The organism is Micromonospora sp. HM134, from assembly GCF_007833915.1.
Lineage (GTDB): Bacteria > Actinomycetota > Actinomycetes > Mycobacteriales > Micromonosporaceae > Micromonospora > Micromonospora wenchangensis.
In genome coordinates this window covers 5820992-5843835 of record NZ_CP041061.1, presented here as the reverse complement: position 1 = coordinate 5843835, position 22844 = coordinate 5820992, and the positions used below count along the sequence as shown (strand labels likewise).

Here is a 22844-nt window from a genome sequence, read left to right as displayed (position 1 = left end):
ATGAGCGTCGATCCGGCGCCCGGTCAGCCGCTGAGGTGGGCGTTGCACAGCAAGCATCCCGACCGCTTCGACGACTACGCGGTGATCGCCGATTCGAGCGGCGGACGCGAGCGCAGGGAACTGGGGCGACTGATCCGTCAGTCACTGCCCGGAGCGCCTCAGGTCACTGCCTCCGGAGCAGGTGGCCTGCCCTGGGTCACGTTCGCCGGCAGCGGGGGACACCTCGACGCGCGGGAGCGTCTGGGCATCTCGCTGGTCGACTGGGAACCCACCGGCGCGCGGGACAGATCCGGTCGACCCATCGCGGCCACCCGGTACTTCGACATCCCGTTCATCGGGACCGAGACCGCACCCGGATACCGGGAACTGTATGCGGCGGTGGTCGCCGTGGCCCTGCCCGCCAGCTGTTCCCTCGCACCGGCGCTGCCCCCGGCGAATCTCGACCACCTGGCCGAGGACATCGACGGCCTGGGGTTCGAGTGGGTCGCGAGCCTCGCTGCGCTCCTGCTGCACATGCCCGTCATGATCACGGCGGAGGAGTTCCCCGCACTCGACGACCGTATCCGCTGCCTGGACGCGGTCGCCGCGCTGCTCCCGCGCGGCTTCCGGGCCGACCTGGTCGTCGGGACCTGGACACCGAACATGGATACCCATCAGATCCGGTTGGCGTTCGCCGATCGGGTGAAAGAGGGGCAACACCAGGTCGGTTGGCAGGTGCAGCCAGACCTGTCCACCCTGTCCGGGCCCGCGCCGGCGTACCTTACGCAGTTGCTGAGGCTCCGTCAGCGCACGAGCACCCGTGGCGTCGTCGACCGTCTCTGGCGGAGATCCACCCCGTTGCCGTCGGGTGCGGACGGTGCGACGATCGCGCTGCGCTACCTCCACGAGGAAGACCGTCCGTACCACACGATGGTCCGCTACCGCGAGGGATCCGCGGGCCCGGGCGAGGCCCGGACGGCCCTGGAGGAGACCCCGTCGGCCCTGCTCGAGCCGGAGGTACGGGGAGAGTTGCTCCGTCGCCTCGCGGTGGAGGCCACCGACGCGGATCTCGTCCTGCTGGATCGGTTGTGGTGCCCGGAGACGGTGCCGGTGCTGACCGGCCTTGTCGGCGACGTTCCCACCGAACTGGTCGAGCGGTACGCCGTGCTCGTCGAGCGGCACCACGAGTCCGCCAGGTTCTGGCAGGGAATCATCGAGGCGGCCAGCCCCGACACCTCCCCGGGGGACCGTGCCCGGCTGGCCCGGTTCCTCGCCGGGCTGCCCGTGCCGGTCGACGAGTCCGGCCTACGTGGGGCGCTGCACGCGAATCCGGCGTTCTGCGTCGACCTCGTGGCAGCGGCCGTGGACGCCGGACCGGTGTGCTTCGTTCCCTGGCTGCGCTGGTTGACCGTGGCCGGTCCCTCGCCCAAGTGGCTCGCGCCGTTCGCGGCGGCATGCCGGCCGGATGTCCCGTTGGTCCCCGGCGACGTGGTGGCCTTGGCCGAATGGGGGCAGCGGATGGTCGTCGCGGTGCTGACGGTGGCCCGGGACGCGGGGACGATACCGGTGGTGCTCCCCGGCCTTTGGCCGGACCTCGCCCGGATCGACCCCGGTCCGGTACGGCGGGCGGGCGTGGCGGCGTTGGCCGGGCTGCCGACCCAGCCGGCCCGGACCGAGGCACTGATCGACCTGCTGTTGGCGGTCTGGGAGGAACTGCCCGCCGCAGCCGGCCCGGTCGACCCCGCGGAGTACGCCCTCGCGGTCAGCAACCAACTCGCTGCCTGGTTGGCGCCGCCGCGCCGTCGTGTCGTCGTGCTGCGGCTCATCCACGGGTTGACGAACCCGCCGCCGAAGTCGGAGGGCATCACCCGGGCGGTGGCGCTGACCGAGCGGCTGCTCTCTGAGCAGATCTACCAGGATCTTCCCAGCGCCCTGTTGCCGGCGGTCGAGGCGGCCCCGGAGACGTTGCGCCTGTTACCGGCGCTACTGCAGCAACTCCTGCTGCAGATGTCGGCCCCGCTGCGCATGCGCCGGCTGCTGGACCGGCTGACCGGTGCCGTGGCGAACGGCATTGACGAGCACGAGGTCATCGAGTTGTGGGCGGAGGGCGTCCACCTCGGGTGCCGGCCCGAGGACGTGCTGTGGGCTATCCACCGCTGGCCGGACGCGGCGCACCCGGCCCAACTCTTCGCGGTGGTCGAAGGGCTGCTGCACCGCCTCCTGGCCACCGGCCACCAGGCTGTCGTTCCCGCTGTTCAGGCAGCCCACGAGGCGATCCTCGCCGGCGCACTCGGTGACCAGATGGCCACCGACTACCGGGCCTACCTGACCTCGGTCGGTCGCCCGCTGCACCTGCACTCGACCGCGGTCAACCGGGCGCTGGTTCAGGCCGGGAAGGGGCGACCGTTGGTACGGCTCTGGCGGTACCGGCGTAGGCGACGGCAATGACCGGACCGTACGGGGTGGATCGAGCAGGAGGCGGAGCGATGAATGGCGAGGTTCGTTGGGCGACCCGGACGGTGGTGCTGCTCGGTGTGGTCGTCGCGGTGCTGGGAGGGGGTTTCGCCGGACCGGCGATGGCCGGGCCCTCGTCCCGTGAGGAGGTCTACCAGACGCTGGGTGTCGACGAGGTCGCTGCCGAGTACGTCGTTCTCATCGACACCTCCGCATCGATGCAGCAGGGCGCTGATCGGTACCGGGCGGTCCGTGACGGCCTACGCGGCTTCCTCGCCGCGCTGAGCGCGAACGACACGGTGGCCCTGGTCACCTTCGACGAGATCGCCTCGGTCCGGTTCCACGGGCCCGCCGGCCGGAATCCGGATCAGCTTCTCGCCCGTCTCCCGCCACGTGCCGATGGCACCCACACCGACATCGGTCGCGCGGTCGAGACAGCGGTACGGCTGGTGGGGCGGTCGACGGCGCCGGTCGCGACGATCGTCATGTTCACCGACGGCGCCCACGACCCGGCACCGAACAGCCCGTATCCCTTCGCCGAGGGGGCCAGTTGGACGGCCCTGGCCCGTACGGCTGCCACGTTCAAGCAGGAGCAGGTGCTGGCGTACGGGTTTCCGCTGCGCGGCGACGCGGGTGTCCAGTCGTTGCGTACGGTCCTGCCCGATGCCCGTACGTTGCCGGTGTCCTCGATCGGGGTGCTGGCTCGTGAGCTGGAGGTGCCGAAGCAGGCCATCCGGGCGGCGAAGGCCCGCACGTTGGTCGGCCCGGACACCGCTCGGGGGGTGGTCGTCCAGTGGCCGACCGACGTGGACCGGCTCGGCTCCGGCGCGAACCGGGTCGACCTGTCCGTTCGCTCCACCACCCGGCAGGTCCCCCTGGTCCTGAAGGATCTGGAGCTCACCGTCGACGACCCGCGGGTCCGTATCCGGGTGAGCGGAGATCCGCTGCCCCTGGCACCGGGGCAGGAACGGTCGGTTCCGGTGGAGATCCGGTGGGACCCGGGTGGTCGCGGCGTCATGCCACTGGACCGGCGCGATCTCACCGCCCTGGTGACGGCGCGGGCGAGCGTCGACTCACCCTGGACCGAGGTGTTGCGGCGGGACCTCGGCATCGCTTTCGAGCCTGGTGTGGAGGCGGCGCCGCAGCAGATCGGTGGAACCGCCGAGCGGGGTGACCCGGTGCCCTGGCTGCTCGCTCTGGCACTGCTGGGGATCATCGCGGTGGCCGTCGTGCTCCGTCGCCGACACGCGGATCGTCCCCGGCTGTTCGGCACGCTGCGAGCGACCTCGCTCGTCGACGGACACACCATCGGGGAACTCCGGTTGGCCGGGCGGCAGATGACGATCAGCCCGGAGACTCTCAACGTCGAAGGCAGCGGATCGGTGTCGGGTTCGGCGACCCCGACCGGGACGGTGCTTCGTGTCGGCTACCACCCGAGCGCCGATCCGAGTCGCCTGACCTGGGCCGACTGCCTACCGGACCATCCGGTCATCATCAACGGCGTCCGGTTCGAGTGGTCGGTGGGGGAGTCCGACCGGCGTCTCACGCCGGCTGGCGGACCCGGTCGGGGCCGCGGGCTCCGTCCGCGTGGAGCGGCTGCCGACAACGTCTCGACCACGGCCGCCCGCCTGCCGGACAGCCCTCGGCAGGCTCGGAACCGCCTCCACCGGAGCAGCCCTCTACCGAATCAGGAACACCGGAAACAGCGTCCGTGACCTGAGCCGGGCGAACGACGTACGTCAGTCACGCCCGTACCCGGATGCGCTTGCACAGCCGATCCCAACCGCTCGAAACCGTGAGGGTGACATGAAGTTCGATCCCACCTCGATAGACCCTGGTGCGACAGCCTGGGTGTTGGTCAGTGCCGCTCTGGTGCTGTTGATGACCCCTGCGCTGGCGCTCTTCTACGGCGGTCTGGTGCGGGCCAAGCACGTGCTGGCCATGATGATGCAGTGTTTCCTGGCCATGGGGCTGGTGGGCATCACCTGGGTGCTGGTGTCGTACTCCCTGGCGTTCGGCGAAGGCAACGGATTCCACGGCGGGTTCGACTTCGTCGGCCTCGCGCGGATGGACGAGGTGGTGCCGGGGTTCACCGGTGACGATGCGATGACCATCCCGCCGCTGGCCTTCGTCAGTTTCCAACTGATGTTCGCCATCATCACTGCTGCTCTGATAACGGGTGCCACGGCTGACCGGTGGCGGTTGGCGTCGTTCATTCCGTTCATCGTGCTCTGGACCATCCTGGTCTACGGGCCGGTCGCACACTGGGTGTTCTCACCCTTCGGCTGGGCGGAGAATCTCGCCATCGGTGGACACCGGGGGGCGCTGGACTTCGCCGGTGGCACCGTCGTACACGCCAACGCCGGGGCGGCGGGTCTGGCCATGGCCCTGGTGCTCGGGAGGCGGCGGATCTCGCCGGGTGACGACGTCCGCCCGCACAACATGCCTTTCGTGCTGCTGGGCACCGCGCTGCTCTGGTTCGGTTGGCTCGGTTTCAACGCCGGGTCCGCCCTGCGTCCCGACGGCATCGCCACGTACGCGTTCATCAACACCACGATCGCCGCCGGGTCCGCCATGCTGGTGTGGGCGTTGATCGAGCGGATCAAGCTCGGCAACACCACCACCCTCGGTGCTGCGTCCGGCATCGTGGCCGGCCTGGTGGCGATCACGCCGTGCGCCGGCTACGTCACCCCGGTCGGATCCATCGCCGTCGGGGCACTCGCCGCGGTCGGCTGCGGTCTGGCCGTGCTCAACCGCAGCCGGCGGTGGGACGACGCGCTCGACGTGGTCGGTCTGCACCTGGTCGGTGGGGTGATCGGGTCACTGGCGGTCGGCCTGTTCGCCTCGTCGGAGGTCAACCCGGGCGGTACCGACGGTCTGTTCTACGGCGGGGGCTTCGCCCAACTGCTGCTGCAGACCATCACCATCCTGGCGGTGGTCGGCTACTCCTTCGTGGTGACCTACGTGCTGGGTCGGCTGGTGGGGCGAGGCCGGGTGCTGCCGTCGGATGAGGAGCTCGGTCTCGACCTGTCCCAACACGGTGAGGAGGCGTACCGGCTGTGATCAGGGCAGCGTTCCGACGCGAAGGCGGACCCCGGTGAGCGAGAGCCTCGCCGGTGAGGTTGTGGTGCTGCGGGCCGAGCTTCGGCAACTGTTGGACCGGGCCGAACGATGGCTTGACGGGATCGTCGGGTCCGGCATCCACTTCGAGGACAGTCGACGTTCGGCTCTGACCGAGAGCCTGCACGGCGTGCGCGCTCTGCGGACCCGTGCCGTGTCGAACCTGCTCACCGTGGCGTTCCTGGGGCAGTTCTCCTCGGGCAAGAGCTTTCTGATCGGGGGCCTCCAGGAGCGACTCGAACACCTCCAGGTCGCCGCCGGCGACGGGCTGACCGCCGAGCAGTACCTCGGCCTGCTCCATTCGGCCGCCCAACCGGTCAACGCCTGCCCGGCGGTGGTCGTACCGGTCGAGGCCGGGGCCGTCGGCGGTCCGGACAGCACGGTCAGTCGGCCGGGAGAGGCGTTCTACCGGGTCCGCTTCGTGGAGAGTTCGGCCTGGGAGGACCTCGGCTGGTCACCCGCTCCGGCGGTGGTGGCCGCCTACACCACCCAGGATTCGCACACCGTCGTCCGTGGCCGGGAACCGGCCCACCGCGGCCTCACCGTCGCCGAGGTGGAGGTCCTGCTTCCCGACGCGGCGCTCCCCGCGAAGCTCTACGAGCTACCCGGCATGAACTCGGTGTACGCGGTCCACGACCAGATCGCGAACGACGCGTGGATGAACGCCGACTGCTTCGTGTACGTCAGCCAGGCCACACATACCCTGACCCGGCAGGAGGCCGAACTGATCGGCCGGCTGTACCGGCAGCACGCGAGCACGGGTCGGCCGGTGATCTGGGCACTTACCGGCATCGACCGGGCGGCCTCGGTGGACTTCGACGGGGAGCCTCAGTGGAAGGCTGCCGTCGCGGCGAACAACGCCTATCTCACCGAGAACTTCCCGCCACCGGCCGGCGGGGTCGACACCTTCCTGGGGGAGGGGTTCGTCGCCGTCTCGCCCGCCTGGGAGGCGAAGGGGCGGTGGCACCTCACCCGGGGCGAGGTCGGCGAGGGCCGAGGGCTGATCGCCGCCAGTCGGATGGACACGCTGCGCCGGTCACTGCGGAATCTCATCGAGGCCAACACCGGCCGTAGTCATCTCGCGGCCGTGGCCGTCGAAGCCCGCGGGTTGCTGCTCTCACACCAGCGGATGCTCATCGAGATCTTGGAGTACGCGCGGACCCCGCTGGATCAGCTGTCCACCGAGCTGGCCGGCCTGCACGCTCGGCTGGAGACGCTCAGGGCGGCCATCAGCGTCACCCGGGAGCGCCTCGAAGTGGCGCTCAACCAGCATGTCCGGGTCACCGACCGCCGATTCGACGGGCTCGCCGAACTACTCCGGATGAAGCTGGCCGACGACATCGCCGCTGCCAACCTGGCAGACGAGGAGACGGTCAACCGGCTGGAGGCGCGCAAGGCCCAGGTGATCCAGGAGTGGGTCACCCGGGGCCCGCAGCAGGTTTGGGAGAAGCGGTTCCAGGAGTTCTCCGACGACGTCCTGGGTGCCGTCCGGCTGGCGTTGAACGACACCCGGGGTGCGAATCTGGGGCCGGACACCGCCCGACTGGACATCGCGGACCTGTCGGTGACCCCCTCCGCGCGTTACCGACCGACCCAGCAGGACTGGCTGCAGCATGCTGCCGGGGTGGTCAGTCTCTCCACCCCGGTCCTGACCGTGCTGGCGACACTGGTCGGTGCTGGGACGGCGGTGGCCGTGCTCCCCGCAGGTGTCGCCGTGGTGGCCGGGGTCCTCTACACCTATCTCGCCCGGAACCGGAAGCGCTCGGCCGAGCTTCACCAGCTACGGCAGCGGTGGTTGGAGGACCTGGACACCGCCGCCGACGAATACCGGGAGTCCTTCGTCGCCCTGGCCCACCTGTGCGGCACCGCGATGATCGGCCGGGCGATGGAGATCCTCACCGAGCGGACCGAGGAGATCGTCCAGCAGATCGTGCTCGTGCAGGGGCGTCTGGAGGAGCCGGGGCTCACGGACCTCAGCGGCCTGGTCGCCGGTCTCGACCCACAGGTGCGGGCCGGGGCGGAGATCCTCGAGGGACTCCGTGGGTTGACCGGTCGGGAATAGTGGAAGGGGTGACGCTGATCGATGAGGGTGACGACCCGTACCGCTGGTTGGAGGAGCTGGACGCGGAGCCGGCCGCCGCCTGGGTCCGGGAGCGCAACGCGGCGACCGTCGCGGCGCTGACCGGCGACGACGCGTTCGTCGAGGTGCAGGCCGAGATCCGGCAGGTGCTCGACGCCGACGACCGCATCCCGTACCCGGGCTGGCGCGGCGACGGGTACTACTACGACTACTGGCGGGACGCGGCGCATCCCCGGGGGCTGTGGCGGCGTACCACGCCGGCGGAGTACCGGCGGCCCGAGCCGGCCTGGGACGTGCTGCTCGACCTGGACGCGCTGGCCGCCGCCGAGGACGAGAACTGGGTCTGGGACGGGGTGACGGTGCTGCGGCCCGGTCACCGCCGCTGCCTGGTCAGCCTGTCGCGGGGCGGCAAGGACGCGGTGGTGGTCCGCGAGTACGACCTCGACACGCGCGGCTTCGTGCCCGACGGGTTCACCCTCGCCGAGGCCAAGAGCGACGTCACCTGGATCGACGCCGACCGGATCTACGTCGGCACCGACCTAGGCCCCGGCTCGCTGACCGTTTCCGGCTACCCGAGGGTGGTCCGCCGGTGGCGGCGGGGCACCCCGGTGAGCGAGGCCGAGATCGTCTACGAGGGGCAGGCCGGGGACGTCTCCGCGTACGCCTCGCACGATCCGACACCCGGGTACGAACGGGACTTCGTCGGCCGCAGCCTGGACTTCTACCGGACCCGCAGTTTCCTGCTGACCCCCGACGGCGACAAGGTCCCGGTCCCGGTGCCGGAGGACGCCCAGTGGGACGTGCACCGGCAGTGGCTGCTGGTCCGGTTGCGTACCCCGTGGGAGGTCGCCGGGGTCACCCACCCGGCGGGGGCGCTGCTGGCGACCCGGTTCGACGACTTCCTCGCCGGGGGCCGCGACCTCACCGTGCTGTTCGAGCCCGACGAGCGGACCGCGCTGAGCTACCACGTCTGGACCCGGCACCACCTGATCCTGGCCACCCTGGTCGACGTACGGCGGCGGTTGGAGGTGCTGACCCCCGACGGGCCGGGGGATTCCGGCGGGTCGGGCTGGCGGCGGACGCCGCTGGCCGGGGTGTCGGCCGACGACGACACCTGGATCGTGGACACCGACCCGGACCTCGGCGACGACTACCTGATCGCCTCCACCGGCTATCTGCGGCCGGCGACGCTGCGGCTGGGCCGCATCGGCGGCCCCGTCGAGACCCTGAAGCGGGAGCCGGCGTTCTTCGACGCCACCGGGCTGACCGTGCGCCAGTTCTTCGCCACCTCGGCCGACGGGACCCGGGTGCCCTACTCGGTGGTCGGCGACCCGACGGCGTCCGCCGGGCCCACCCTGCTCACCGGGTACGGCGGCTACGAGATCTCGCTGACGCCGCACTACGACGGGGTGCTCGGCCGGGGCTGGCTGGCCCGGGGCGGCACCTACGTGGTGGCGAACATCCGGGGCGGCGGCGAGTACGGGCCGCGCTGGCACCGGGCGGCGCTGCGCGAGAACCGCCCCCGGGCGTACGAGGACTTCGCCGCCGTCGCCACCGACCTGGTGACCCGGGGGATCACCACCCCGGGACAGCTCGGCATCGAGGGCGGCAGCAACGGCGGGCTGCTGATGGGGGCGATGCTGACCCGCTATCCGGCGCTGGTCGGGGCGGTGGTGGCGCACGTGCCGTTGCTGGACATGCGGCGCTACCACCTGCTGCTCGCCGGGGCCTCCTGGACGGCCGAGTACGGCGACCCGGACGACCCGGCCGACTGGGCGTTCCTGCGGGGGTACTCGCCGTACCACAACGTGCGGCCCGGGGTGACGTACCCGCCGGTCCTGTTCGTCACCTCGACCCGCGACGACCGGGTGCACCCGGCGCACGCCCGCAAGATGGCCGCGCTGCTGGGCGAGTACGGCTACGACGTGTCGTACTACGAGAACGTCGAGGGCGGGCACGGGGCGGCGAGCAACAACGAGCAGCGGGCGTTCCTGTCGGCGTTGACGGTGCGCTTTCTGTGGCGGCGCTTGGGCGATCGGTGACCGGTGCCGGTCGAGGGCCTCACCGACGCGGCACGGGAATCCCTCGCGTCGGTGATGCGCCTCGTCCGCCGGAAGGCGGCAGAGCACCGTGCGCTGCGGGCCGCGCTCACCGCCGAGCCCGCGTCCGGCGGGGGCGACGACCGGACCGTCGCGGTGCGCCGGGCACTTGTCGACGCCGCCGACCGTGATCCCGACTTCGACCAGGAGCTACGCCGCCGCTGGGCGACCTTCCACCAGACGACCGTACGGGCCGAAGCGGTGACCAACACGGTGTCCGGCCAGGTCACCGGCCCGGTGGTGCAGGCGCGCGACATCTCCGGCGGGGTACACGTGGGGTGGCCCGCACAGCAGCACCCCCGGCGGTGACGGCGCGTCATGACGTGATGGGCCGATCGTCAGTATGCAGCAGATATGCTGAGAGTATGACTCGTCGTATCACGATCAGCTTGCCCGACGACGTGGCCGCCTACGTCGAACGCACCCAGGGCAACACGTCCGGTTTCATCGCGGGAGTCCTCCGTCGGAAGATGCGGGCGGACGACCTCCGGGCGCGCTGGGCGCAGCTCGGTTACGTCGTCACCGACGACGACGTCGAGTCGACGAGGAGTCGTCTGGCAGCTCTTCCCCCGATCAGTGACGAGCAGCATGCCCGGAATCTCGAATGGCTCCGCCAGTTCGACGAGGACGGCAGCGCCGCGGCGTGAACGGCCTGGTCCTCGACACCTCTGCGCTGCTCGCTTACGCCTCGGGAACCAGTGTCGAGCCCGGTGCCATGCTCACCCTCGCCGAGGAGGACCCGGAGCAGCAGCTGTGGGTGCCCGCGCTCTGCCTCGGGCAGGCGCAGCTCGAACTGGCGGGTACCGCCTCCGCCGCCCTGCTCGACCTGCTGTTCACCGAGGAACGTGACATTCAGGTGGCCGTCTACGACGCCGCCACGAGCCGGCGGGTGGCGCGCCTGGCGGCGCGCACACAGGTGTCGTTGGATGCCGCGCACGCCGTCGCCACCGCTGTCCTCTACCGCTGCTATCTGGTCACCCGGGATCCGAAGGCCCTGACGCCGGCGCTGCCCCCGGGAATGGAGATCCTCGACATCAGCGAGACCTGGGACTGACGTTCCCGGAAAAGTGCTCGCTGCACCGGCCCGACCACGACAGCGAGCGGTTGTCGGCGGTGACGGTGCGTGCCGGGCTGCCCGGCGGGTAGGCCGGCACGGTCGAACGGTCAGTCAGGCTCGGCCTACGCTCGTGTAGCTCGTCCGGCGGGGCGGTCCCGGCTCAGCGGCAGGACGGGCCGCCCGCCGTCGCCGGAGCCTGTGCCATGCGTACCGCCCAGTCCAGGGCGTAGTCGGCGACCGCCTCCCAGCCGGGCTCACCCACCGTGAAGTGGGAGCGGCCGGGGAACTCGTGGTACGCGGTGACCGCCCGGGACTTCTGGTAGAGCCCGGCGTTCGCCTTCACCAGTGACGGCGGGGCCACGTGGTCCTCGCCACCGGCGATCAGCAGCAGCGGCGGGCGGTCGTCGCGGCCGGTGTCGACGGTCGCGGCGGAGTGCGGGTCGAGGTTGGCGAACGCCCCCTCGAACAGCACGTGCCCGGCGGCCGGGACGGCGTAGCGCCGCCAGGCCCGGTCGGAGTCGTCCGGCTGGAGGGTGTTGCCGAAGGCGTACCGGAACTCGTCCGGGCTGATCTGCACCCCCCTGTGCCGGTTGACCGGGCTGCGCAGCACCGGGTACGACGCCCGCAGCGTGCTGATCGGCAGCCGGAGCACCCCCTTGACCGGGGCGGACGCGACCGCCACGACGGCCGCGCCGAGCCCCCGGTCGGCAAGCACCTGGGCGACCAGCCCGCCGAACGAGTGGCCGATCACGATCGGTGCGCCGGGCAGCTCACGGATCACCGCCGCGTAGTGGTCGATCACCTGGCGCAGGGTGGTGCCGGCGATCGTCCCGGGGTCGGCGCGCAGCGCGGTCACCTCCCGGTCGAAGCCCGGCCAGGCGGGGGCGAGCACCCGGAACCCGCGTGCCGCGTACCGCTCGGCCCAGCCTTCCCAACTGCGCGACGTCATCCACAGCCCGTGCACGAACACGACCGTGTCGACCTGCCCGTCCGACGCGTTCCCCATGCCGTCCTCCCCGACCTCGCCCCGACCGCGGCGGCATACCCACCTTCCACCGCCCGATGCCCCACGCGGGCCCGACTGTCGGCGGGGTGGGGCGCGTGGGCCGGCGGACACAGGTCGCTGGGGACCGCTATTCCTGTCAGTCATAAATATGCCCAGCAGGCATACGACTCCCGCGCGGAACGGACACCGGGTGCGACACCGCTGACATTTGTCACGGGTGGAAGGTGACGGGCGGGCCGGGGAGGGGCGGCCCGGCGGACGCATGCTCGGTGGCATGAGAAGTGAGTGTCCGGCCGTCGAGTTGAGCGGCCTGCGGAAGAGCTTCGGGCCGGTGACCGCCGTCGACGGGCTCGACCTGACCATCCACCCGGGCGAGGTGGTGGCGTTCCTCGGCCCCAACGGGGCCGGCAAGACCACCACGATCGACATGCTGCTCGGCCTGGCCCGCCCCGACGCCGGGGAGGTCCGGCTGCTGGGCGGCACCCCCGCCGAGGCCGTCCGCCACGGCCGGGTCGCCGCCGTCATGCAGAGCGGCGGCCTGCTCAAGGATCTCACCGTCGCCGAGACGGTACGGATGACCGCGTCCTTCTTCGGCCGGACCCGGCCGGTCACCGAGGTGCTGACCCGGGCCGGGATCGCCGACCTGGCCGACCGGCTCGTCGGGAAGTGCTCCGGGGGCCAGCAGCAGCGGCTGCGGTTCGCGCTGGCCCTGCTCTCCGACCCGGAGGTGATGGTCCTCGACGAGCCGACCACCGGCATGGACGTCGAGGGGCGACGCGACTTCTGGCAGGCGATCCGGGCCGACGCCCGGTCCGGCCGCACCGTCATCTTCGCCACCCACTACCTCGACGAGGCCGACGCGTACGCCGACCGGATCGTGCTGGTCCGGCAGGGTCGGGTGGTCGCCGACGGCACCACCGCCGAGATCAAGAACCTGGCCGCCGGCCGGATCGTCCGGGCCACCCTGCCCGACGCCGACCAGTCCGGCCTGGCCGCGCTCCCCGGCGTGGAGGCCGTCGAGGTACGCGGCGACGCCGTGCTGATCCGTACCGGCGACTCGGACGCCGTCGCCCGGCACCTGCTCACCCGCACCGCGGCCCGGGACCTGGAGATCACCTCCCGCAACCTGGAGGACGCCTTCCTGGCCCTGACCGCCACCGAAGCCGTCCTGCCCGAAGTCACCCCCACCGCGACCGTTGGAGCCTGAGATGACCACCTCCGCCCTGACCACCCCCACCGCGGACCGCCGGCCGCCGGCCCTCGGCGGGTTCTCCCCGGCGGTGCTGCTGATCGAGATGCGCCGGGTGCTGCGCAACCGCCGGACCCTGCTGTTCACCATGGTCATGCCGGCGGTGTTCTTCCTGCTGTTCGGGCTGCCGCAGCGGGGCGAGACACTGCCCAACGGCCGGCAGGTGCTCGCCTGGATCATGGTCAGCCTCGCCGTCTACGGTGCGATGGTCGCCACCACCAGCGCGGGCGCGGCGGTCGCCACGGAACGTGCCCTGGGCTGGAGCCGTCAGCTCCGGCTCACCCCGCTGCACCCGGCCGCGTACGTCGCCACGAAGGTCGCCACCGCGATGGTGCTCGGGCTGGTCGCGGTGGTGATCGAGTTCGCGGTCGGGGCCGCCGCCGGGGTCCGGCTGCCGGTGTCCGTCTGGTTGCTGTCCGGGGCGGCGGCCTGGCTCGGCTCGCTGGTCTTCGCCGCGCTGGGGCTGCTCATCGGCTACCTCGGCCCGGCCGAGAACGTCATGCAGTTCATGGGGCCGGTGCTCGCCCTGCTCGCCATGTTCGGCGGCCTGTTCCTGCCGGTGGAGATGCTGCCCGACGTGATGCAGCGGATCGCCCAGTTCACCCCCGTGTGGGGGGTGGGTCAACTGGCCCGTGCCCCGCTGACCGGTGACCCGGTGACCGTCGGGGTGCTCGTCAACGTGCTCGGCTGGACGGCGGGCTTCGCCCTCGGCGCGGCCCGGCTGTTCCGCCGCGACACCCAGCGGGTCTGAGCCGTGGCCCGGCACCGGCGGGCCCGGACACCGGCCGGCGGAGACTAGCGTGGATCCGATGGACCTTCCGTTCGACCGGCCGTCGCCGGTGACCCGCCGCTGGCGGATCACCGGCTGGCTGCTCGCCGGGGTCTGGCTGTTCTTCCTCAACATCCCGCTGTTCACCGCCGTGCACCAGGCACAACCCTGGCGGCGGGCGGTGGGGGTGGGCACCCTGGTCGTCTTCGGCGTGCTCTACGTGCTGATCTTCCAGTGGGCGCGTGGCCTGCGCCAGGCGCACCGGCCGATCCCGGTCGGCCGGGCGCGGGCGTCCGTGGGGCTGCTGCTCGGGCTCGGCCTGGCCGGTATCCCCGGCACCGCGGGGGACTGGCTGACCACCCTGGTCTTCGTCGCGGCGGCGGCGGTGTTCCTGCTGCCCCCGGTGGACGCCCTGGTGGTGGTCGTGCTGTGCGCGGTGGCCCCACCGGTCGCCGCCGCGCTGGTGCCCGGCTGGGAGGCGGAGAGCACCGTCGTCTTCGCGGTGCTGCTCGCCTCGTTCGCCATGTTCGGGGTGAGCCGGCTGGCGCAGCGCAACGGCGAACTGCGGGCCGCCCAGGCCGAGATCCGCCGGCTCGCGGTCGCCGAGGAACGCGCCCGCACCGCCCGCGACCTGCACGACATTCTCGGGCACTCGCTGACCGTGGTGGCCGTCAAGGCGGAGCTGGCCGGGCGGCTGCTGGAGCTGGACCCGGCCCGTGCCGGCACCGAGATCGCCGACGTCGAGCGGCTGGCCCGGCAGGCGCTGGCCGACGTACGGCGTACCGTCGGGGCGTACCGGGAGATCAGCCTGAGTGGCGAGTTGGCCGGCGCCCGGACGGCGCTGGCGGCGGCGGGCATCGTCGGTGACCTGCCGGACGACCTGCCGACGCTGCCGGCGGCGCGGGAGGAACTGTTCGGCTGGGCGGTCCGGGAGGGAGTGACCAACGTGGTGCGGCACAGCGGCGCGCGGCGGTGTGTGATCCGGGTCCACCCGGACCGGGTGGAGATCGCCGACGACGGGCGCGGGCCGGCCGGGCCGCAGCCGGCCGGCGACGGCGGGCACGGGCTGCTCGGCCTGCGGGAACGCGGCCGGCGGCTCGACGGCACCGTGACGGTCGGCCGGCGGCCGGACGGCACCGGCTTCCTGCTGCGGGTCACCGTGCCGGTGGAGCGGCGGTGAGCGACCCGATCCGGCTGCTGCTCGCCGACGACCAGGCGTTGGTCCGGGGCGCGCTCGCCGCGCTGCTGTCCCTCGAACCGGATCTCGACGTGGTGGCCGAGGTGGGTCGGGGTGACGAGGTGGTGGACGCGGCCCGCCGCACCGGCCCGGACGTGGCGCTGCTCGACGTGGAGATGCCGGGGCTGGACGGGATCGCCGCGACCGCCGCGCTGCGGGCCGCGCTGCCCGGTTGCCGGGTGCTGGTGGTCACCACCTTCGGTCGGCCCGGCTACCTGCGGCGGGCGATGGAGGCCGGGGCGGGCGGCTTCGTGGTCAAGGACACCCCGGCCCGGCAGCTCGCCGACGCGGTCCGCCGGGTGCACGCCGGGCTGCGGGTGGTCGACCCGGCGCTGGCGGCGGAGACCCTCGCGGCGGGGACGAGCCCGTTGACCGAACGGGAGACGGCGGTGCTGCGGGCGGCCCGGGGCGGTGGCACGGTGGCCGATCTGGCGGCGGCGCTGCACCTGTCCGAGGGCACGGTCCGCAACCACCTGTCGGCGGCGATCGGCAAGACCGGCGCCCGTAACCGGGCCACCGCCGTCCGGCTCGCCGAACAGAACGGCTGGCTGCTCGGCGACTGAGCCCCGCCGGGGCCGGGTGGCGGTGGCGGCCGGCTCAGGAGGTGGTCAGGGCGTCGACGACGACCAGTTCGGTGCCGGGGCGTACCTCGTCGAGGAGGGTCTGCTGGGCGGTGCGGGTCAGCCGGATGCAGCCGTTGGTGACGTCCTCGCCGAGGGTGTCGTCGTCCTGCCAGGTGTGTAGGCCGATGTGCGCGCCCCGCAGCCCGGTGGGCACCGCCTCCGGGTCGTCGGGGACCGCGCCGAGGGCGAAGACGTCCACCCCGCCGTAGACCGGTTCGGGCGGTGGCGTGGTGCCGAGGATGAAGGTGCGGCCGAGGGGGGTCTCCTGGCCGGCCTGGCCGAGGCTGACCGGCCAGGTGTGCACCGGTTGGCCGTGCCGGTACCAGGTGAGCTGGTGGGTGCGCCGCTGCACCACGATCTGGTCCCGCAGGACGACCGGACTCCAGCCCCCCTCGGGCAGCCAGGCCAGTCGACGGCTCGCCGAGGGCAGCAGGACCGCCGTCCAGCCGGTGCGCCGCTGCACCACCGGCATGGTCAGCTCAACCCCGCTGATGGTGGGGGCGAGCAGGGCGCGGGGGCGTCCGCCCGGTGCGTCGTACGCGGCGATGTTGCGGGTCGGGGTGACGCCCTCGGTCAACGGGGTGACGTCGAGCGGGTGCGGGTCGGCCGGGAAACCGGCGGGGGCCGGGTCGTAGTCGATCACGGGCAGCCCGGGTGGGGCCGGTGCGGCGGGCGGCACGGTCTCGTCCTCGTGCGGGACGGCCACGGTCGGTGGCGGGGTCGCCGCCCGACGGGTCGGGGTGGGTGCGTCGTAGCGCAGCGCCGCACCGACGAGCAGGGCCAGCACCAGCAGCGCCGGTACGCCGACGACGGCGACGAGCGGCCCCCGCCCCCACCGTTCGATCATCCGGTCAAAAGCCACGAAAACACTCTAAGGGGTAGGTGGCTCCACCCGGCGCGAATCGTCCCGACAGGCTCCCGATCCCCGGCCGTCCACCCGCCGGGACGTCGTACGCCGAGCCTTACACGCGTCCCGGACCGGGGTGGTTCGACGATCCGCCGAGAATTTTCGGCGGCGGCACTGATCCGTACGCGTCGGAGGTCCGTACTGGAGGTGGGAGCAGGGTCGGCCGGTGGTGGCGCCGCCGTTAGACGATCGAGGAGCAGATGGCCCGGGCAAAGCAGAACGAGAAGGCGGCGACCGTCCGGACCTCCACCAGCAGCCGTGGTGTCCGGACAATGTCGAAGGGCACGATGGCGCTGATGGTGGCGTCCGCGCTGGGGCTGTTCTGGGCCGGGGTCGAGATGACCGGCAACGGCACGGCGATGTACGCGTACGGCTTCTTCTTCACCGAGTTCTTCGCCGGGGTGGTCGCCCTGGTGTCGCTCAGCCTCACCGTGATGATGGGCCTGCTCGCCACCGACCGGCTGGTCCTCATGATCCGCCACCGGGTGCTCCTGCAGTCCGCGCACCGGGCCACCGGCATCCTCGGCGTCGTCGGCCTGGTCTTCCACGTCATCACCAAGATCGCCATCGGTCGGGCCGGACCCACCGACGCCGTGGTGCCGTTCATCGGTGGCAGCGGACTCTACGTCGGGCTCGGCACGGTGGCCGCCTTCCTCATGGTGAGCGTGCTGTGGACCGGCATCGTCCGGGTCCGCTTCGCCGGCGTCGGACCCAAGTGGTTCTGGCGCAGCCTGCACTCCCTGGCGTACCTCTCCTGGCCGTTCGCCCTGTTCCACGGCCTCAACGCCGGCCGGGCCGCCAAGTCCTGGGTGGTGCTCAGCTACCTGGCCTGCGTCCTGCTGGTCGTGGTGGCGCTGCTGGTGCGGATGTCGGTCTACCTCGGCAAGCGCAGCCGCGAGCAGCAGCAGGCCGTCGCGCTGAACAAGGCCATGACGGGCAAGGGCGTCGACGAGGGTAAGGGCCGGACGCTGCTCACCGGGCTCGGCCGCAAGAAGGAGGAGGAGAGGGAGAGCCGGAGCAGTTGGGCCGAGACCGCCCTCGCCCCGTCCTGGAACGCGCCGACCGGCAGCGCCCGGCGTCGGGACCCCGAGCGGTTCACCGTCCCGGTCGTCCCCGAACCGGGCACCCTGCGCGAACCCGTGCGGGGCGGCCGGGGCCGTACCACCCAGGAGACCGCGCCGGCCCCCCGCCGCGAGCGCGACCTGGAACCGGCCGCGCGCCGCCGGACCGCCGAGCGGGACGACCGCGACGAGCGGCCCCGCCGCCGCGACGAGGACGCCGCCCCCGTCTCCGGTGCCCGGCGTTCCCGCTACGAGGAGGACGTCGCTCCGGTGTCCGGCAGCCGCCGCCGCGACCGCGACGAGGACGTGGCCCCCGTCTCCGGCGGCCGGCGCTCCCGCTACGACGAGGACGTCGCCCCGGTGTCCGGTGGCCGCCGCTCCCGCTACGAGGAGGACATCGCCCCCGTCTCCACCGGCCGCCGGGCCCGACGGGACGACGACGACCTGGCCGCCCGCTACTCGGCCCCGCCCCGGCGGCGCACCGAGGAGCCGGAGGAGCCGTGGGACAGCCCGCGCCGGTGGGAGGGGTCCGACCGGCCCGTCTCGGCCGAGCCGATCTCCGCCGCCCCGCGCAGCGGCTCCGGCCGGCACAGCGTCGAGGCGGACGTGCCGGAGGAGCCGGACTACTGGCGCCCGCCGGCCCGCTACGTCGCCGACGACATCCCCGTCGACGACACCCCGACCCTGGTCGACCTGGCGTCCCGGCGGGCCCGCAAGGCCACCGGCGACAGCCGCAGCCGGCGCAAGGGCAAGGCCAACGCGGACGCCGTCGACGGGGCGTACTGGGCCGGGCTGCGCGGTGAGGCCAAGTGATGCGCACGAAGGTCCCACCGGTCGCCTGCATCGGCGAGCCCCGGCTGACCGCCGGCTTCGCCGAGTTCGGCCGGCTCGACCTGATGGCACACGAGATGGAGCACGGGCCGATCGGCCCGATGGAACCGGCCAACCTGCTCCGGCTGGCCGAAGCCATCCAGCTCAAGGGCAAGGGCGGGGCGGGTTTCCCGTTCTACCGCAAGTTCAAGGCGGTGCTGGAGTCCTGCGAACGGCAGGACCTGCCCGCCGTGGTGGTGGTCAACGCCACCGAGGGGGAACCGGCGAGCTGGAAGGACAAGGTGCTGCTCACCCGGGCCCCGCACCTCATCCTCGACGGCGCCGCCCTGGCCGCGTACGCGCTGGACGCCGAGGAGATCGTGCTCTGCGTCGCCGACGACCTGATCGGCCGGGAATCGCTCACCGAGGCCCTCGCCGAACGCCGGATGCCGGTGCCCACCACCATCGTCACCGTGCCGCACCGGTTCATCTCCGGCGAGGGCGGCGCGCTGGTCAACGGGATCAACGGACTGCCGCACATCCCGCCCGGCACCAAGAAACGGTCCAGCGACTCGGGCGTACGCAACCTGCCCACCCTGCTGTCCAACGCCGAGACGTACGCCCAGGTGGCCATCGCGGCCCGGCTCGGCCCGTACGAGTACGCCGCGCTCGGCACCGACGACGAGCCCGGCACCGTGCTGCTCACCGTGACCGGCCAGGCCAAACGCGCCGCCGTGGTGGAATGCGCCGCCGGCACCCCGCTGCGGGACATCCTCGACCTGTGCGAGGTGCCGGAGGGGCCGGGCATCCTGATGGGCGGCTACCACGGCCGGTGGATCACCTGGGAGGCGGCGCAGCGGGCCGAGATCACCCGCAAGAGCCTCACCAGCGTCGGCGGCACCCTCGGTGCCGGCATCATCATCCCGCTCGGCCGGGACACCTGCCCGCTCGGCGAGGCCGCCCAGGTGGTCCGCTACCTCGCCGGGGAGTCCGCCGGCCAGTGCGGGCCGTGCAAGCGCGGCCTGCCCGACCTGGCCCGCGCCGTCGACCTGGCGGTCTCCGGCAGCGCCCCGGTGGAGGTGGTCCGGGCCGCCGCCGGTGACGTGAAGGGCCGGGGCGCGTGCAGCCACCCCGACGGCACGTCCCGCTTCGCGCTCTCCGCGATGGAGGTGTTCGCCGACGACCTGCGGCAACACACCACCGGCGAGGGGTGCGGCAAGCGGGTCAAGGGCGTGATGGGGCTGCCCGGCGCGCCCGACGCCAACCCCCGCAAGCTCACCCTGGACTGGTCCCGCTGTGACGGGCACGGGCTGTGCGCCCACGTCGTACCGGACTTCATCCGGCTCGACGGCAACGGTTACCCCGCCTTCCCGTCCACCCCTGTGCCGACCTGGCTGAAGGAAGGTGCGATGAAGGCGGTCAAGGTCTGCCCCGAACTCGCGCTGCGGCTGGTCGAGGCCGAGTAGCACCACCGAGAGGAGCACCGGATGCGGTCGTCGTCGTCACCCAGCAACGGGCCGGAGGGTCGACCGGCCGCCCGGCTCGCCGTCGCCGCCACCCTCGCCGGCACCCTGCTGGCCGCCTCGGCCTGCGCCGTCGGGCCGACGTCGGCGCAGCCGGCCGCCGAGGTCGCCGTCCCGGTCGCCACCGCGTCGACCTCCGCCGCGCCGTCGTCCGTCGCGACCACCCCGACCGGCGCACCCGCCGTGGTGCCCGACGCGCTGCGCTTCACCGCCAGGACCCTCGACGGTACGGCGTTCTCCGCCGCCGACCTGGCCGGCCGCCCGGTGGTGCTGTGGTTCTGGGCGCCCTGGTGCGCCACCTGCGCCAGCCAGGCGTGGACGGTCGCCGAGATCGCCCCGAAGTACCGGGACACCGTGCCGATCGTCGGGGTGGCCGGCCTCGGTGAGCAGAAGGCGATGCGCAGCTTCGTCACCGAGTTCGAACTCGGCGGCACCACCCAGATCGACGACCGGGCCGGCGCGCTGTGGCGGCGCTTCGAGATCGTCGAACAGAGCACCTTCCTCATCATCGACCGGGAGGGGAAGGTCGTCCACCAGGGCTTCCTCGACGGCGAGGACCTCACCCGCCGGGTCGCCGCCCTGGCCGGCTGATGACCGGCCCGCTGCTGCTCGCGCTGACCGCCGGGATGCTCGGCGCGGTCAACCCGTGCGGCTTCGCGATGCTGCCGGCGTACCTGTCGCTGCTGGTCGCCGGGCCGGCCGACGGCCGGGGCACGGTCGGCCGGGCACTCACCGCGGCGGCCGGCCTGACCTGCGGGTACGTCGTGGTGTTCGGGGCCTTCGGGCTGGCCGTCGCGCCGCTGGCCGACTGGCTGCGCCCCCGGCTGCCGTGGCTGACCGTGACCCTCGGGCTGGGTCTGCTGGCGCTGGGCTGCTGGCTGCTCGCCGGCCGCCGGCTGCCCACCCCGCGCCCGTCGGCCCGCGCCCCCCGCCTGACCCGTTCGCTGCCGTCCATGGCGCTGTTCGGCATGGCGTACGCGCTGGCGTCGCTGAGCTGCTCGATCGCCCCGTTCCTGGCGATCGTGGTGACCAGCCTCCAGGCCGGGTCGACCCTGCGCGGGCTGGCGCTGTTCGTCGCGTACGCGATCGGGATGGGGCTGGTGGTGGCGGTGGCGGCGCTCGGCGTGGCGCTGCTGCGCGGCCGGGTGGTCCGTGGGCTGCGCGGCGTCGGCGCGTGGGTGCCCCGGCTCAGCGGTCTGGTGCTGCTCGTCGCCGGCGGCTACGTCGCCTGGTACGGCTGGTACGAGGTCCGCCTCGCCCAGGGCCGGCACGACGCCTTCGGCGACCCGGTGGTGGTCGGCGCGGCCCGGGTCCAACGGACGCTGGTGACGGCGCTGGACACGGCCGGCCCGGCGGTGCTCGCCGGGCTTTTGGTCGTGCTGCTCGCGGTGGCGGCGCTGCGGCACCGCACCCGCACCCGCGACGCCGGGCGGACGTGAGGGCGGTGGGCGGCGGGTGCCCGCAGGACCCCGCCGCCCACCGGACGCCTCAGCGCACCGGGGTGAGCCGGTCGGTGCCGAGCCGGTCGCGGAGCACCTCGGGCACCAGTACCGAACCGTCGGGCTGCTGGAACTGCTCCAGGATGGCCGGGAAGAGCCGGCTGGTGGCCAGCGCCGAACCGTTGAGCGTGTGCACGAACCGGGTCTGCTTGCCGCCCGGCTCGCGGTAGCGGATGGCGGCCCGGCGGGCCTGGTAGTCACCGGCCCAGGAGACCGACGACACCTCCTTGTACTTGCCGGTGCTCGGCATCCACACCTCGATGTCGAGGGTCTTCTTCATCGAAGCGCTGGCGTCACCGGCCGACAGCAGGCTGCGCTGGTAGTGCAGGCCCAGCTTCTCGACCAGGCTCTCCGCGTGGGCGAGCATCTCCTCCAGCGCCGCGTCGGCCTGCTCGGGCAGGGTGAACTGGAAGATCTCCACCTTGTTGAACTGGTGCCCGCGTACGGTGCCGCGCTCGTCGGAGTGCGAACCGGCCGCCTCCCGCCGGTAGCAGGGGGTGTACGCGAACGCCTTCAGCGGCAGCTTCGACGTCTCCAGGATCTCGTCCTGGTAGGCGCCGAGGATCGCCGTCTCCGAGGTGGGCAGCAGGAACTGCCCGCGCGGGGCGGACTCCCGGTCCAGGTGGTAGACGTCGTCGTAGAACTTGGGGAACTGGCCGGCGGCGAAACCGGCGGTGTCCAGCAGCAGGTGCGGCGGGAGCAGGAACTCGTAGCCGGCCCGCACGTGCTCGTCGATGAACCAGTTGATCAGCGCCCACTCCAGCCGGGCGCCCAGGCCGGTGTACATCCAGAAGCCCGAACCGCCGAGCTTGACGCCCCGTTCGTGGTCGACCAGGCCGAGCGCCCGGCTCAGCTCCACGTGGTCGCGGATCGTCTCGATGACCGGCGGCGCACCGAAGGTCTTCACCACCCGGTTGGCCTCCTTGCCGCCGGGCACCACGTCGTCGGCGGGCAGGTTGGGCAGCTCGCTCATCGTGCCGCGCAGCCGGGACTGCACCTCGTCGAGCTGGGACTCCAGCTCGGCGAGCTGCTTGCGCTCGACCTCCGGCGCGACGGACTCCGGCGTGGTGCCGGCCCGCTTCGCCTGCGCGTACGCCCGGGCCTCGGCCTTGCGGCGCTGCCGCTCGGCGTCGATCTCCGTGATCAGGGCGCGGCGTTCCTGGTCGAGTCGCTGGATGTCGTCCAGGACCCGGTTGACCTCGGCGGGATCCAGTCGCTTCGCGAGCGCGGTCGCCACCGCCTCGCGATCCTTCCGGATCAACTCCATGTCGAGCATGCTGCTCCGTACGCTCCGTCCAGGCGGTCAGGTGGGACCCTCCGATGCTACCGTCGCGCCCGCCGGCCCCCGGCCCCGGTGCTGACGCGCGCTGC

At 72.7% G+C, this 22844-nt stretch carries 19 protein-coding genes; 16 read left to right on the top strand and 3 right to left on the bottom strand.

All coding sequences use genetic code 11. The annotated features are described in order from the left end of the window. The 8 genes from FJK98_RS25200 (at window position 1) to FJK98_RS25165 (ending at window position 10786) form a co-directional block, all read left to right on the top strand. Window positions 1-2427 carry a hypothetical protein gene (locus FJK98_RS25200; RefSeq protein WP_145921201.1) on the top strand — a complete coding sequence of 809 codons (2427 nt, stop codon included), beginning with the start codon at window positions 1-3 and terminating at the stop codon, window positions 2425-2427. Between the two features lie 38 nt (window positions 2428-2465). Continuing rightward, window positions 2466-4148, top strand: a complete 1683-nt coding sequence (locus FJK98_RS25195; protein ID WP_168222549.1) for a vWA domain-containing protein — start codon at window positions 2466-2468, stop codon at window positions 4146-4148. A gap of 166 nt (window positions 4149-4314) precedes the next feature. Next, window positions 4315-5496, top strand: coding sequence for an ammonium transporter (locus FJK98_RS25190; RefSeq protein ID WP_240762345.1), 1182 nt, complete (start codon window positions 4315-4317; stop codon window positions 5494-5496). A gap of 34 nt (window positions 5497-5530) precedes the next feature. Continuing rightward, window positions 5531-7615 (top strand): hypothetical protein, encoded by a 2085-nt coding sequence (locus tag FJK98_RS25185; protein ID WP_145921198.1) that lies wholly within the window; start codon window positions 5531-5533, stop codon window positions 7613-7615. A gap of 8 nt (window positions 7616-7623) precedes the next feature. Then, complete coding sequence (locus tag FJK98_RS25180; protein WP_240762343.1) at window positions 7624-9675, top strand: prolyl oligopeptidase family protein; 2052 nt, start codon at window positions 7624-7626, stop codon at window positions 9673-9675. Window positions 9676-9678: 3 nt separating this feature from the next. Continuing rightward, a complete protein-coding gene (locus tag FJK98_RS25175; protein WP_145921197.1) occupies window positions 9679-10041 on the top strand; it encodes a hypothetical protein in 363 nt (120 codons plus the stop codon). 56 nt (window positions 10042-10097) lie between these two features. Next, window positions 10098-10379: a hypothetical protein gene (locus FJK98_RS25170; RefSeq protein ID WP_145921196.1), complete on the top strand. Its 282-nt coding sequence runs from the start codon at window positions 10098-10100 to the stop codon at window positions 10377-10379. Further along, window positions 10376-10786, top strand: coding sequence for a type II toxin-antitoxin system VapC family toxin (locus FJK98_RS25165; protein ID WP_145921195.1), 411 nt, complete (start codon window positions 10376-10378; stop codon window positions 10784-10786). Before FJK98_RS25170 ends, FJK98_RS25165 begins: the two co-directional genes overlap by 4 nt. A 163-nt stretch (window positions 10787-10949) precedes the next feature. Here FJK98_RS25165 and FJK98_RS25160 read toward each other — a convergent pair whose 3' ends face one another. Further along, complete coding sequence (locus FJK98_RS25160; protein ID WP_145921194.1) at window positions 10950-11795, bottom strand: alpha/beta hydrolase; 846 nt, start codon at window positions 11793-11795, stop codon at window positions 10950-10952. Between the two features lie 274 nt (window positions 11796-12069). Between FJK98_RS25160 and FJK98_RS25155 the strand changes: the two genes are divergently transcribed. Genes FJK98_RS25155 through FJK98_RS25140 form a run of 4 tightly spaced genes read left to right on the top strand, consistent with a single transcriptional unit; the run spans window position 12070 to window position 15613 of the window. Next, window positions 12070-13002 carry an ABC transporter ATP-binding protein gene (locus FJK98_RS25155; RefSeq protein WP_145921193.1) on the top strand — a complete coding sequence of 311 codons (933 nt, stop codon included), beginning with the start codon at window positions 12070-12072 and terminating at the stop codon, window positions 13000-13002. A 1-nt stretch (window position 13003) separates the two neighbouring features. Then, entirely contained in the window at window positions 13004-13795 is a 792-nt protein-coding gene (locus tag FJK98_RS25150) for an ABC transporter permease (RefSeq protein ID WP_145921192.1), read from the top strand. Between the two features lie 58 nt (window positions 13796-13853). Next, complete coding sequence (locus tag FJK98_RS34720) at window positions 13854-14993, top strand: sensor histidine kinase (RefSeq protein ID WP_145921191.1); 1140 nt, start codon at window positions 13854-13856, stop codon at window positions 14991-14993. Further along, window positions 14990-15613 (top strand): response regulator transcription factor, encoded by a 624-nt coding sequence (locus FJK98_RS25140; protein WP_088647048.1) that lies wholly within the window; start codon window positions 14990-14992, stop codon window positions 15611-15613. Before FJK98_RS34720 ends, FJK98_RS25140 begins: the two co-directional genes overlap by 4 nt. 34 nt (window positions 15614-15647) lie before the next feature. Here the strand turns inward: FJK98_RS25140 and FJK98_RS25135 are convergent, their stop codons facing one another. Then, the gene (locus FJK98_RS25135; RefSeq protein WP_240762341.1) at window positions 15648-16535 is read right to left on the bottom strand and encodes a L,D-transpeptidase; all 888 of its coding nucleotides are present in this window, start codon (window positions 16533-16535) and stop codon (window positions 15648-15650) included. A gap of 317 nt (window positions 16536-16852) precedes the next feature. On the opposite strand from FJK98_RS25135, the gene FJK98_RS25130 reads away from it, so the two are divergent. The 4 genes from FJK98_RS25130 to FJK98_RS25115 are packed head-to-tail and all read left to right on the top strand — an operon-like array spanning window position 16853 to window position 21413. Further along, window positions 16853-18454: a ferric reductase-like transmembrane domain-containing protein gene (locus tag FJK98_RS25130; RefSeq protein WP_240762339.1), complete on the top strand. Its 1602-nt coding sequence runs from the start codon at window positions 16853-16855 to the stop codon at window positions 18452-18454. Further along, window positions 18451-19917: an NADH-quinone oxidoreductase subunit NuoF family protein gene (locus FJK98_RS25125; RefSeq protein ID WP_145921189.1), complete on the top strand. Its 1467-nt coding sequence runs from the start codon at window positions 18451-18453 to the stop codon at window positions 19915-19917. Before FJK98_RS25130 ends, FJK98_RS25125 begins: the two co-directional genes overlap by 4 nt. A gap of 21 nt (window positions 19918-19938) precedes the next feature. Next, on the top strand, window positions 19939-20565 hold the full coding sequence (locus tag FJK98_RS25120) for a TlpA disulfide reductase family protein (protein ID WP_145921188.1): 627 nt from the start codon (window positions 19939-19941) through the stop codon (window positions 20563-20565). Further along, the gene (locus FJK98_RS25115; protein ID WP_145921187.1) at window positions 20565-21413 is read left to right on the top strand and encodes a cytochrome c biogenesis CcdA family protein; all 849 of its coding nucleotides are present in this window, start codon (window positions 20565-20567) and stop codon (window positions 21411-21413) included. The genes FJK98_RS25120 and FJK98_RS25115 overlap by 1 nt, the downstream gene beginning before the upstream one ends. Before the next feature lie 49 nt (window positions 21414-21462). Here FJK98_RS25115 and serS read toward each other — a convergent pair whose 3' ends face one another. Further along, window positions 21463-22749, bottom strand: coding sequence for a serine--tRNA ligase (gene serS, locus FJK98_RS25110; RefSeq protein WP_145921186.1), 1287 nt, complete (start codon window positions 22747-22749; stop codon window positions 21463-21465). Window positions 22750-22844: the final 95 nt, after the last annotated feature.